The sequence below is a fragment of the Maribacter aquivivus genome, assembly GCF_900142175.1.
Classification (GTDB): domain Bacteria; phylum Bacteroidota; class Bacteroidia; order Flavobacteriales; family Flavobacteriaceae; genus Maribacter; species Maribacter aquivivus.
In genome coordinates this window covers 462,519-475,014 of record NZ_FQZX01000002.1, presented here as the reverse complement: position 1 = coordinate 475,014, position 12,496 = coordinate 462,519, and the positions used below count along the sequence as shown (strand labels likewise).

Sequence of the window (12,496 nt, the reverse complement as noted above, 5' to 3'; positions counted from 1 at the left end):
GTAATTTATGTAGATGAAAAGTAATCACCTTCAGCACTTATTAGAAATTAACCTTGCAATGCTCTTTATAGCTACTTCTGGAGCATTAGGGCGTTATGTTCAGTTATCTGTGCCAATTACTATTGGTGCAAGGGCAATGTTAGCTTTTATAGCACTATTTATATATTGTAAATGGAAGGGTTTTAGTTTAAAAGTAGATAAAAAAGATGTTCCCGTAATTTTACTGAGCGGTTTATTAATGGGGGTGCATTGGGTTACTTATTTCTATGCTCTAAAACTATCTAATGTAGCAATTGGTATGCTTTCTATATTCACCTACCCGGTGATTACGGCTTTCTTGGAACCTATTCTTTTAAAAACGAAGTTTGAATTGATGCATTTGCTTCTTGCATTTTTGGTGCTTACAGGTATGTATTTCTTGAGTCCTACGTTAGATTTTGAAAATTCATATACTATAGCTATTGCCTTTGGTGTGTTTTCAGCTTTGGCATATGCACTTAGAAATATCCTTTTGAAAAAGAAAGTGGCGAAATATAATGGGTCTATGCTAATGACTTATCAGACTGCAATTGTTGGGGTTATTTTGTTCCCATTTTTATTTACTGTTTCAGCAGATACAATCATAAGTCAATGGAAAGTTCTTGTTGCGCTCGCCGTTTTAACTACAGCTATTGGTCATACCATGTTTTTAATGACATTCAAGCATTTTAATATAACGACAGTAAGTATTTTAAGCAGTGTACAACCTGTATATGGTATAATAATTGGAGCTATATTTTTGTCTGAAATACCAAAAGGAACTACTATTTTAGGCGGAATATTAATTTTAAGTTCCGTTGTAATAGAAAGTATACGGTCTAAAAGATCAACTTAAAGGTTCGTTTTAGTTTTGAGAGTTTATACCCGGTGTACTAGCTCCAAACTGACTGATTATATTTTCTCCGAATTTAGTAAACTGTTCGTTTTTGGCCATCTCTCTAACTTTTGCAGGGTCAAAATCACCATTGAAGTATAAAAAGGAACCTGTTTGACTGTTGTTATTGTAAATCAGAATTTCTTTGACTAGATTTCTCTTCTCTCTTACTGAAACTACATTACGTTTTAAATCATCATTCTTTCGAAAAACTTCAATAAATGAGTTGCCTGTAATACCATTCATTTGCTGGTTTAGAAATTGAGTCTTACTTGATGTTGCACTCGGAAATTGCATATACCGCAAATCTTTGGCATTACCGACCATAGCTTTCATCTCAGGCGAAATTTCACTGATCATGGACAACATAAATTTTGGAACTCTAACAGCGGTTACTTGGTTGTCATTTTTATGGGCATTATAAAAGGTGTCAATAGAGTTATAGCTACTGCACGAAGTAATTATTAGGAGTACGCTTAGCGCGTAAATTTTTTTTACCATGGTTATAGTGTTTCTCTAAAAGTAGTAAAATTAAAGACACGCATTCCAAATAGGATCATTTGGTGGAGGAGCAATGATTTCTAAAGGTTCTTTTTTTACCGGATGCATCAATCGTAGTCTTCTTGCATGTAAATGGATACTTCCATCAGCATTGCTTCTGTCAAACCCGTATTTTAAATCCCCTTTAATAGGGCTTCCAATCGCAGTTAGTTGTGAGCGAATTTGATGATGGCGACCTGTTTCTAAATCAACTTCTAAAAGAAAATAGCGATCTAATTTTTTTAAGATTTTATACGTTAAAATGGCTTTTTTACTATCTGGAACTTCTTTAATATTGGCGTATGATTTATTTTGTTTGGTGTTGCGCTTCATCCAATGAACTAATCTTTTCTCGGGCTCTTCAGGACTATTCTTTACTATTGCCCAATATGTTTTCTTTGCATCTTTTTCTGCAAACATTTTGTTTAGCCTAGGTAAAGCTTTAGAGGTCTTTGCAAATACCACGATACCCGATGTTGGGCGGTCTAAACGGTGTACAACACCTAAGTAAACATTACCTGGCTTGTTGTACTTTTTCTTTAAAAAAGCCTTAACAGTATCGCTTAATGGCTGATCACCGGTTTTATCACCTTGTACAATATCACCAGGGCGTTTATTAATAACAATTAAGTGATTGTCTTCAAATAATACTTGAAGGTTATTTATTGTAGAGTGTTCTTTTTTTGACAAATTGTGGTCTTAATTATTTAATTTTTTTACTGTCTAAATTGCTGATTTCTTTCCTCTTACTATTAAAAAGATAAACATAAATAAACCTAAGGTGACAGCAATATCTGCAATATTGAAAATTCCTGTTTTGAAAATTCCTAATCTAATTTGAAAGAAATCTGTAACTGAGCCATATGCGATTCTATCGATTAAATTTCCTAATCCGCCCCCTATAACGAATGCAAAGGCAATAATTAGTAAAAGGTTTAAGTTGGGTTTGCTCATTATTCTGTAAAGCATTATCAACAGCAATAACATTGGTAATACTTGCAGAAGAAATCTTTTTAAAATAGGAGGGAAGTCCTGTCCAAAACCTAACATTGCACCAGTATTTTCAACATTGGTAAGAATCAAATGATTCTTAATTATAGGAATGAAAGCTTCTGATTCTACTTTTTTGCGAGTCAATTCTTTTGATACCTGATCGCAGCCAACCGTCATTAAAACAATGATTAGAATCAAGAATCTAGTAAAGTACTTAGAACGCCTCAAAAAGAATGTTTTAATTAGTATTGCTCATCATCATTTGGAAAATCTTGGCTTTTTACATCACTCACATAGTTAGAAATAGCATTACCCATTTCTTCATATAAGTTCATATATCTACGTAAAAAACGAGGGTTGAATTCATGTGTCATACCTAATAGATCATGAACTACAAGTACTTGACCATCAGCATGTTTTCCGCCGCCAATTCCTATAGTAGGTATTGTTAAGCTTTCAGAAACTTTTTTGGTTAGCTCAGCTGGTATTTTTTCAAGAACCAAACCGAAACAACCTAGTTTTTCTAGTAGTTTAGCGTCTTCCATTAATTGTTCGGCTTCTTCATCTTCTTTAGCACGAACGGTATATGTTCCAAATTTGTATATAGATTGAGGAGTAAGGCCTAAATGACCCATAACAGGAATACCGGCAGCAAGAATTCTTTTGACAGATTCTTTTATTTCTGCTCCACCTTCTAGCTTTACAGCATGTGCACCACTTTCTTTCATGATCCTAATAGCAGAACGCAGAGCTTCTTTAGGGTCACTTTGGTAGCTTCCAAAAGGTAGGTCAACAACAACCAATGCTCTGTCTATAGCCCTAATAACTGAAGATGCATGATAAATCATTTGATCTAAAGTTATAGGTAATGTGGTCTCATGACCCGCCATTACATTACTGGCAGAATCACCTACCAAAATAACATCAACCTTAGCGGCATCAACAATTTTGGCCATTGAGTAGTCATATGCAGTAAGCATAGAGATTTTTTCTCCGTTCTTCTTCATTTCGACTAATGACTTTACCGTAATCCTTTTATATTCTTTTTTAGCTACAGACATATTCTATTATTGATTAAGAGCCATAAAAGTAAGGAGTTTTAATGAGATTAAGCATTCACGATATCAACCATTTAAAAGTGAGCAATTAAAATTTATCTATTTTTATGTTCAGTACTTTAAACAAGTTGAAATATGAAATATATCTATGTTCTATTTACTTTATTGGCATGTAGTATAGTTAATGCACAATTAGAAGAAGAAGTAAAGGTTAGGGTTGCAATAGAGCAATTCTTTTATGCTTTCAACAATCGAAATGAGCTTGCGATAAAGAAACTTGTTAGTCCTGATGTTTTGATACAGACCATCGGTCTAAACGTACAAAACAAAATGATTGTTAGAACCGAAAATTTTAATGATTTAATAAACTTCATAATAACTACACCCGATTCTATAAGTTTTAAGGAAAAAATACTAGATTATAACATACAAATAGATGGTGGTATGGCGCACGTATGGGCACCATATGAATTTTGGTATAATGAAGAATTTAGCCACTGTGGAGTTAATTCTTTTCAGCTATTTAAAGATGATGATACTTGGAAAATTATATACTTAGTTGATACCAGAAGAAAAGAAGAATGTAATCAAGTTTCAGATAAAAACTAATATTCTATTTCCAAGATCTTGAATTTGAAGCATCCGCAGAAGGAAAATCCTTGGGCACCCCTTGTGTAACTTCTCCTGTAGCTGCCCATTCTGTTCCTCGTTGTAAAGTTGTAATAAAACCTACACATTCCATTGAATAATCGAAATGACCTAGCGTAGAATGAAAAACACGACCTTTTCCATAATTAATTGCCATAAGTTGAGGAACGTTCTGTCCTAAACCTGTTACATTTGGATCCCATGGCGGAGCATTTTTTTCTACATCAGCATAGGCTGTTGCTAAAATTGTAGCATTTTCAAACGGACCTCTCATACGCTCATATAACTCGTCGGGGGTGTGTAACCATTTTTCTGGTATACCTTTCATTATTGGATGTTCTGGTGCTCTGGTGGTTAATTGAAACTCATATTCAGGTCCGTGAGAACCACAAACTCCTTCTGAAGGGTCTTTTATTAGTTCACCATCCTTATTGTAATATACGTAAGGTCCAGATTTTTCATCTCGTCCTCCCCAAGCACCTAAACCAATCATTTTATTAAATTCATCCCACTCACCCCAAGCATTGTCGGCAGCATGTACCACTACTAAACCGCCACCATTGTTCATATAAGTTTCAAAATCATTTCTGGTTTTTTCAGGCCATAAAGGAGAATCAGCGCCAAGGTTAGAAATAATAACATCGTAATCATTGAAATTAAATGTAAAGTCTGATGTCTTAATCGGACTCTCGGATATATGATAGGTCTTATCTGTTAACGGGTAAGACTCTATGAATGAATGGTATGCTTCTGGTCTATCCTTATTGTATTTAATACCTAACCACATAGAATCCATTCTTTGAATATCTACCGTAAATAGATTGGTCTGCTCTAAATAATCTTTCATCATCATGGTAGTCTTTGGCCAAATGTAATGATTGTTCTGACCGTCAATAATCAAGGCTTTTAGTTTCGCTTTAGGTGGAACGTTTTTGGCTACTTCTTTCTTTTTTTCTCCGCAAGACGCCAGTACTAAGCTTAATATTACAACTGCCATTAAATTTTTCATGTTGATGGTTTCATATAAATGTTGACTTTAAATGTACATGAACTAGATAAGATGACAAAAACCAAATTAAAAATATGTTAGATGGGAAAAATCTAATTCTTGTTGCGGATGAAAAAAACTGCTATTAAATTAGCACTAAACAAAAGTTGAATACAATGAAATTATTAGGGATAGGGTCTAGAATTCTACATAAAGAATTAGGTAAAGGTGTAATTACAAATGTTTCCAGTACCATGTATTGGGTAACATTTATGGATAATGGTTTAGAAACCATTGATATAGATTCTGATTATGAGGTGATAGATGCTATTGAAAATGAAGTAGATACTGTAAGCTTTTTCGATGTAGAAAGTTCTTTGGTTGCTATACTTCAAAAGTGGAGCGACGCTACGCAACGTGTTGCCATTGCAGATAAATGGAAAGGTGGAAATTTAATTCTGGAACCTGGTGAAGTTGGTATGAGCAAAAAAGAAATACCAATTAATACCTTCTTTCATAAAATTGTAATGGTAAGAGACCGCATTCGTGTAATGGAGCAAAAAATAAATTCAAGTAAGAATTTAGATGATCAAGAGAAGGTTGACTTACAGCAATATATTACACGTATTTACGGTAGTTTAACAACGTTTAATGTACTTTTTAAAACCAAAGGAGATCAATTTATTGGAGAAAAAGGAGGGAAGTAGTTTCTTTTTTAATTTTGGACTCTAAGAGCTTTAACAATTTCATATTGTTTATCAATTATAGCTTCGTTAAAACCATGGGCTGCATTAGAAACAGTGAAATATTCTTTTCTAGGAGCCCTTATTTTTTCAAAATAAGGCTTGTTTAGTTCTGCAGAGCATAGTATATCATGTTTCCCTTGAATCATGAAAACGGGTAATCTAAAGACTATAGCGGTTTGCTCAAAGTTGATGTCACTTACCATTGATTTTATGCCAATGTTCTCATCGCCAACAAGGTTTAGAAAAGAGTAATCATCACCATTATATCTATCTCTACTATCTTCATTATTCTCATATTCTGCTGCGACTTTCCCCCAAGAAGAAGGGGCAGGGGTTGCATTTTCTCTTTCGTATTGTTTAATGACTCGTAATAACTGTCCGTAAGTTTTTGCTTTTATATATGGTGGTTCACCCAAATTATTCAACTTATCCATAACAACTTTATCATCATTTCTTTCTGCTATTTTTTTAACTTCTAAATATGCATTTTTAATATTGTCAGGAAAGTTTACAAATTGAGCGTGACCTATATACGCGTGATATAAGTCGGGATTCTTCTGCGCCATTTCAGTAGCTAAAATAGAGCCCCAAGAAGTACCTATAAGTATTACTTTTTTCTTATTTAATCGTTTTAAAAGGTATTGTGTTACTGAAATGCCGTCATTGACCATTTCGTTAACTGTTAACGGGGTGTTTAAATAAAACTCCTCATTAATATCCTTCGGGCAGTTTTTTCCAAATGTTTTACCAGCACCTGGTTGATCCCAATGAACAATGGTAAATTCTTTCAGCCATTCTGCATAAACACCATCCTTATAATGGCTCATGGTGCTGCCTGGTCCGCCATGTATGATAAGTATAATAGGGTTTTCAGAGTCATCCCCTTTAATAGTGACCCACTGCTCTATACCGCCAATGTTAATAAACTTTTCTTCAGCTATTTTGTTTTGCCCAATAGATACATGTGTAATGCATATAAAAAATATAAAAATCGAAGACTTTAAATGCATTGCTAAGAAGGTTTTATGATTTGTATATTAAGATACGAAGATATTATGCCTTGTACAACATATAACTATAGCTTGAATACATTAACTAATATTTCACTTATTATATAATTCATCAAGCATTTAATGCTGAAATAGAAATGCGAGAACTGTTTTATGTTGTTTTACGTTTTTTCAAAAGTGAAGTAATCTAAATGTTTTAATAAATTTTGGTCTTGTGTTTATCTCCTCTTGATTATAATTCAATTTATTCTTCTTTTGAGATATTTTTTAACAACTATGGTTTTTAATTAATCATTAACTATTTTAGGATTAAAATTACATTATGGGTAAGATTATAACCTTCGGTGAAGTTCTAATGCGCATTTCTCCACGTGGTAACAAGAAGTTTGTACAATCGAATATTGTTGAATTTTATTTTGGTGGTACAGAGTTGAACGTTGGTATCTCCATCTCTAATTTTGGAGGTAATGTAAAGCACATAAGTGCAATTTCTGATGACTTTATTGGTGATACTGCCATGACTTATATTCAAAAGTTTGGGGTAGACACATCTTCAATTGTAAAATCTAAAAGACCTTTGGGAGTCTATTTTCTTGAAGTAGGCGCAGTTATTAGACCAAGTATGATCTCATATAACCGATCACACTCGGCATTCTCTGAAATTGAACCTTCAAAGGTAAATTGGGAAAATGCATTAGAAGATGGAGAATGGATGCATTGGACAGGAATAACACCAGCCTTGTCTCAAGGAGCTTTTGATGTTTTAAAAGACGGATTAAAATTAGCAAGGCAAAAAGGACTTACCGTTTCTGCAGATCCAACATACCGTAGCGGACTCTGGAAATATGGTCAAGATCCGAAAGAGGCATTAATAGAACTCTTACATTATTCTACGATATTTATTGGAGGTGTAAATGAGATTAATGAGGTGCTAGGCACAGATTTTAGCTATAGTAATGAAGATTTTATTGAGGCTAGCAAACAGCTAATCGAAGAGTTCCCTTCAATAGAAAAAGTATTCGATAAAATAAGAACTTCTTTAAACTCTTCATGGCATAAAATTAGAGCCAGAATGTGGAATGGTATTGAGTTTAGAGAAACGGAAGACATTGATATTACCCATGTTGTTGACCGCATAGGCACAGGTGATGCTTTTGCAGCAGGTTTAATTTATGGGTTACAACAGTATGATGATTATAAAGCATTGGAGTTTGCAAGTGCAGCTTGTGCTCTCAAGCATACATACGAAGGCGATGTAAATTTTGCTACGGTTACTGAAGTAAATAATATTATTTCTGGTAATATTACAGGAAGGCTGGTGCGTTAAGTTGAAAGATTAAAATAGTTTTATGTAGTTTAATAATTAGACTTAAGAAGTTTCTTTCTGGTTTAAGGTAAATTTTAATTATTTCCACTTACGTAACCTAAGTATCGCTTTTAGTTTGTGAATACTTTTAGAAAAAGCAAATGAAAAAGCAAAGGTAGTCAACAGCGCAATAAATGCTAGAGCACCAAGAGCCCCACCGAAGCCTTGAAATAAATTATTCTTATTAATATAGATAATACTAAATAGACAACCTGCTATTGCTAAATGAATGTAACTTCTTCTGGTTGTTGTTGAAATCATACCTATAAAAGAGGTTCCTATGAATACTACAGGTATATTTTTTGTTAGGTATGTATTCATTAAATCGGGAAAATTGTAAAAAAATAAACCTACTAAAAGAGATAATAGTGCAGAAGCTCTTACCGGACCTTGATTGTGATAGTGGCTAATATAGAAAGTCATTGTTGCACCCAAAATACCGGTAACTATTATGATGAAATTATTCATTAAGCTATTAGATTAATTAGATAGACAATAAATACACCAAGAAATGCCATAGTACCCAGCTTACCACCAATGCCAATAAATAGATTTTTTGATAGAAGAAAGAATAATCCGGCGATTGCACCTGCAGATAATACAAAGCCTATTGTTGGTGTAATGGTATTACTTGACATACCAACAAATACTCCGCAATAAATGGCTCCTGGGAGTTTTTTTAAGTAACTAGATTGCTTATTGAATATAGGAACGAGCGAACCTAATGTGCCAATAATGCCTGCAGACAAAACGCTGCCCAGTCCATAATTGAAGTTTAATATATGACAGGCTACAGCCCCAATAGGCACCCAAATTACAACAGATAATTTTTCATAATCATGTTTGCTATGATGTAGGTCTAAATAGCTATGGCCAAATAAGACTACAGCTGAAATTAATAAAATAGCAATTATTGCAAAAAAGTTATTAGTGTCGTAATTGTTTTTTGCAATTAATAGCAGAAATACAATTTGTATAATTAAAACAGTAGCTAACGTAAACGTACGGATTGCTTTGTTTTTCTTCATCAGGTAATTTATATTTTACTACGGTAAAATGTTTCTAAGCTCTTTTGCAAAGTTTATAAATAACTTTTAGTTCAACTATTCGTAGTTTCATTTATTTTAATAAAACATTTGTTTTATACAGTCTTCTCATCTTTTTAGATAACTTATAGTTTTAAATGTGGAAGATTAGAGTTGTAGAAGTTTAGATAATTGATAATATAGCTATTAAAACAACATTTTTTAATTAGTCATTTATAGTTCTTGTAATAGTACCATTTATAGTACATATCTGTTTTACCGTATTGTAAATAGTCCCGTGCTTTTCAATGTTTTTTTGAAGTAAATCTATGTTTAGTTTAATATCGTTACTGTAAATGTTTAAGTTGTAAATGATGTTATCCATTCTTGGTGGATTTTCTAACCTTTCAGCTTTTACTTCTAATGTGGTATGATTATATTTAAATTTCATCAACAAAGAAAAGCGCTCTACATTTTTTAGCATACACGAAGCAAACGAGCCTAAAAATAACTCAGCAGGATTTGGTAGTGTCTCTGACGTTTGGCTGGTAGTGCCAAAGACAATATTAGATTTCTTTATATGTATTTCACCATCATTATTAAAATCTGAGCTAGCATTTATTTTATAATTCATAATTGAATTTATTTTAAAATAAAAATTAAAGAAATTCAGTTGTATCCATTAAAAAAGGAAATGAACTAGTAAATGCAAAATGATAAATAGAGCTTATTGCTATGCACCTGAAACAAATATTTCCATTACGTTATTATTCACCTAAAAATAGATAAGGACTAAATCTCATTTAAAATCAATGCTAAATGTACAATGAGCGGTTTTTTTAAATTATGATTTAAGTCAGCTACAGTAAAATAAATTAAACAGCTTCCTTTTTCTCGGACAGGTATTTCCAATAACGCTTTGGTACATGTTGAACATGTAGTTTATTATTAATACGAGATTTTATAGTTGTGCTTTTGAAATAATTATTCCAAAGGTCTTGATATTCATATTCAGCATCTGTGAATGCAGCACTTTTCTCCATACTATTAGTATGAATATCAGATAAATCTAAAGAAATTATTTCAACTGTATTCAAATCATAGAATAGTCCATATTTACGTTTTACATCATAAATAATCCATTGCTGGTCAGCATATCTATTTCTAAAATGCTTAGAGATTAATGGCAGTACATCAAAATCTGGTTCTATGTTCGCAAAATAAACATCGTCTTTTGTTAACTGAAATCGTACAAATGCTTCCATACGGTGCTTTTCTCTTCCCACTTTATGTGCTAGTTGATTTATTTTTAAAACGCCATCATCACTAAAATCAGTAGCCCCTTTATATTTACTTCCCATAAGCTTTTGAATATAGCGGTAAATTAGAGCTTCCATATTTTTCTGTTCGCTCAAGAATGCAAAGTATATATTTTTAATAGCAGTGTTACTTTTGTTCCGTACACCGTTCCAAACCCGTTGTGCTTTTTCAATGTTGGTAAATATAGTTTCCGTTTCAGCAAAAAGACCGCTTTGTAATTGCCCTTGTTTCTGAATATCGGCATGCGTAAGCTTTTGTTCAAAGCCTATAAATACTGCAGTTAAAAAACCATTAAAACTACCATCGTAAACTAAAGTTTTTGAAGTATTCATATTACCAGTTTTAGAAGTTGAAGAAAAAGATTCTTGATACAATTTTTAGCCTTTTTTTAATCTTTGTTTTTAATAATACCATTTGGTATCCTATTGCTAATATTTGACTTTGACTACGGTCTATAACAGTATTTGAAATTGAAATAGTTGTCGAATTCAAGGTGTTATTAATATTTTCCATAGTCATTTGGTTTAATTAAATTATTAGTTTAGTTAAATAAGGATAATTGATTGTTGTACTGATTTTTGAATTTGCTATTTTGAGATTGAAGAATCATTCCTTTTATGGTCGCTGCGTCTAAATCTCTACGTTCCCAATCAGCCGAGTTACAGATGATAAAATACTTTGCGCGATTTAATGCAATCCCCATTTTTTTTAGATGATCCCAGCTTAACCGGCGATATTTTCTTCCGCTTATAATTTTATGCACAGAGCCCATTCCTATACCCGGAATTCTAGCTAACATTCGTGGTTCTGCTTTATTAATATCTACAGGGAAATAATTAAGATTTCGAAGTGCCCACATCAATTTGGGATCGATATCCATATCTAAATTCGGATTATCTGTATCTAAAATTTCATTGACACTAAATCCGTAAAATCGAAGTAACCAATCTGTCTGATATAGTCTGTTTTCTCTAAGCATTGGTACTTCAGATCCCAAAGAAGGTAATCTATTGTCTGTTGAGATAGGTACATAACCAGAATAGTAAACCCGCTTCATCTGATAGTTCTTATAAAAGTGAGTGGCAGAATACATGATATCTTTATCACTTTCGCCAGTAGCACCAACAATCATTTGTGTACTTTGTCCTGCAGGAGCATATTTTGCAGTGCTTTTAATTATTTTACGTTCTTCTTTATAACGTATAATTTCATTCTTAACCTTTAGCATTGGTTTAATGAAATCTTCATGTTTTTTATCTGGAGCTAAAAGTTTAAGGCCGGAAATAGTGGGGATTTCAATGTTAACCGATAAACGATCAGCATATAAACCGGCCTCATACATTAATTCATCACTTGCACCAGGTATTGATTTTAAGTGAATGTACCCGTTAAAGTTTTCTTCTTCACGTAGTTTTTTGGCAACGGCTATTAAACGTTCCATAGTATAATCTGCACTTTTGAAGATGCCAGAACTTAAGAACAGTCCTTCTATATAGTTTCTTCTATAAAAATTAATAGTTAAATCGACTACCTCTTGTATTTTAAAAGCAGCCCGTTGAATATCATTGCTTTTACGGGTAACACAGTAGGCACAATCAAAAATGCAATGATTGGTAAGTAAAATTTTTAATAGAGAAACACAACGGCCATCTTCTGTATACGTATGGCAGATACCATTACCGGTATCACCTAAGCCATTATCCTTGTTTTTGCGGTTACTACCACTACTTGAACAAGACACATCGTATTTAGCTGCATCAGCCAGTATATTTAATTTTTCTTTAATCCTATTAAAATCCATAACAATTGGTAATTAATCCAAAATTATGGAAATATTCCTAATTATGGAAATAATCCAAATAATATTTTGGATATAATCCATAATCACT

The 12,496-nt window shown here is 32.8% G+C and carries 15 protein-coding genes; 4 read left to right on the top strand and 11 right to left on the bottom strand.

Annotation, left to right across the window (positions count from 1 at the left end; all coding sequences use genetic code 11):
• The first annotated feature begins 13 nt into the window (after positions 1-13).
• Positions 14-874, top strand: a complete 861-nt coding sequence (locus BUC31_RS12520) for a DMT family transporter (RefSeq protein ID WP_073244686.1) — start codon at positions 14-16, stop codon at positions 872-874.
• A 9-nt stretch (positions 875-883) separates the two neighbouring features.
• On the opposite strand, the gene BUC31_RS12515 is transcribed toward BUC31_RS12520, so the two are convergent.
• Genes BUC31_RS12515 through panB form a run of 4 tightly spaced genes read right to left on the bottom strand, consistent with a single transcriptional unit; the run spans position 884 to position 3,507 of the window.
• Entirely contained in the window at positions 884-1,414 is a 531-nt protein-coding gene (locus tag BUC31_RS12515; protein WP_073244684.1) for a DUF4252 domain-containing protein, read from the bottom strand.
• Positions 1,415-1,444: 30 nt separating this feature from the next.
• Positions 1,445-2,143 carry an RluA family pseudouridine synthase gene (locus BUC31_RS12510; protein ID WP_073244682.1) on the bottom strand — a complete coding sequence of 233 codons (699 nt, stop codon included), beginning with the start codon at positions 2,141-2,143 and terminating at the stop codon, positions 1,445-1,447.
• A 33-nt stretch (positions 2,144-2,176) separates the two neighbouring features.
• Positions 2,177-2,644: a signal peptidase II gene (gene lspA / locus BUC31_RS12505; RefSeq protein WP_262987452.1), complete on the bottom strand. Its 468-nt coding sequence runs from the start codon at positions 2,642-2,644 to the stop codon at positions 2,177-2,179.
• A 44-nt stretch (positions 2,645-2,688) separates the two neighbouring features.
• The gene (gene panB, locus BUC31_RS12500) at positions 2,689-3,507 is read right to left on the bottom strand and encodes a 3-methyl-2-oxobutanoate hydroxymethyltransferase (protein WP_073244678.1); all 819 of its coding nucleotides are present in this window, start codon (positions 3,505-3,507) and stop codon (positions 2,689-2,691) included.
• A 132-nt stretch (positions 3,508-3,639) separates the two neighbouring features.
• Here panB and BUC31_RS12495 point away from each other — a divergent pair, with 132 nt between their 5' ends.
• Positions 3,640-4,113: a 3-methyl-2-oxobutanoate hydroxymethyltransferase gene (locus tag BUC31_RS12495; RefSeq protein WP_073244676.1), complete on the top strand. Its 474-nt coding sequence runs from the start codon at positions 3,640-3,642 to the stop codon at positions 4,111-4,113.
• Between the two features lie 4 nt (positions 4,114-4,117).
• On the opposite strand, the gene BUC31_RS12490 is transcribed toward BUC31_RS12495, so the two are convergent.
• Positions 4,118-5,161, bottom strand: coding sequence for a ThuA domain-containing protein (locus BUC31_RS12490; RefSeq protein ID WP_073244674.1), 1,044 nt, complete (start codon positions 5,159-5,161; stop codon positions 4,118-4,120).
• 155 nt (positions 5,162-5,316) lie between these two features.
• On the opposite strand from BUC31_RS12490, the gene BUC31_RS12485 reads away from it, so the two are divergent.
• Positions 5,317-5,847, top strand: a complete 531-nt coding sequence (locus tag BUC31_RS12485; RefSeq protein ID WP_073244672.1) for a hypothetical protein — start codon at positions 5,317-5,319, stop codon at positions 5,845-5,847.
• Between the two features lie 8 nt (positions 5,848-5,855).
• Here the strand turns inward: BUC31_RS12485 and BUC31_RS12480 are convergent, their stop codons facing one another.
• Positions 5,856-6,896: an alpha/beta hydrolase gene (locus BUC31_RS12480; protein ID WP_073244670.1), complete on the bottom strand. Its 1,041-nt coding sequence runs from the start codon at positions 6,894-6,896 to the stop codon at positions 5,856-5,858.
• 322 nt (positions 6,897-7,218) lie between these two features.
• On the opposite strand from BUC31_RS12480, the gene BUC31_RS12475 reads away from it, so the two are divergent.
• Positions 7,219-8,223 (top strand): sugar kinase, encoded by a 1,005-nt coding sequence (locus tag BUC31_RS12475; RefSeq protein ID WP_073244668.1) that lies wholly within the window; start codon positions 7,219-7,221, stop codon positions 8,221-8,223.
• A 78-nt stretch (positions 8,224-8,301) separates the two neighbouring features.
• Here the strand turns inward: BUC31_RS12475 and BUC31_RS12470 are convergent, their stop codons facing one another.
• From BUC31_RS12470 to BUC31_RS12450, 5 genes are all read right to left on the bottom strand, one after another.
• Positions 8,302-8,730, bottom strand: coding sequence for a hypothetical protein (locus BUC31_RS12470; protein WP_073244666.1), 429 nt, complete (start codon positions 8,728-8,730; stop codon positions 8,302-8,304).
• Positions 8,730-9,290 carry a hypothetical protein gene (locus BUC31_RS12465; protein ID WP_073244664.1) on the bottom strand — a complete coding sequence of 187 codons (561 nt, stop codon included), beginning with the start codon at positions 9,288-9,290 and terminating at the stop codon, positions 8,730-8,732. The genes BUC31_RS12470 and BUC31_RS12465 overlap by 1 nt, the downstream gene beginning before the upstream one ends.
• 223 nt (positions 9,291-9,513) lie before the next feature.
• A complete protein-coding gene (locus BUC31_RS12460) occupies positions 9,514-9,921 on the bottom strand; it encodes an OsmC family protein (RefSeq protein WP_073244662.1) in 408 nt (135 codons plus the stop codon).
• A gap of 241 nt (positions 9,922-10,162) precedes the next feature.
• Positions 10,163-10,939 carry a TIGR03915 family putative DNA repair protein gene (locus tag BUC31_RS12455; RefSeq protein WP_073244660.1) on the bottom strand — a complete coding sequence of 259 codons (777 nt, stop codon included), beginning with the start codon at positions 10,937-10,939 and terminating at the stop codon, positions 10,163-10,165.
• 209 nt (positions 10,940-11,148) lie between these two features.
• Positions 11,149-12,408: a putative DNA modification/repair radical SAM protein gene (locus BUC31_RS12450; RefSeq protein WP_073244658.1), complete on the bottom strand. Its 1,260-nt coding sequence runs from the start codon at positions 12,406-12,408 to the stop codon at positions 11,149-11,151.
• Positions 12,409-12,496 lie beyond the last annotated feature (88 nt).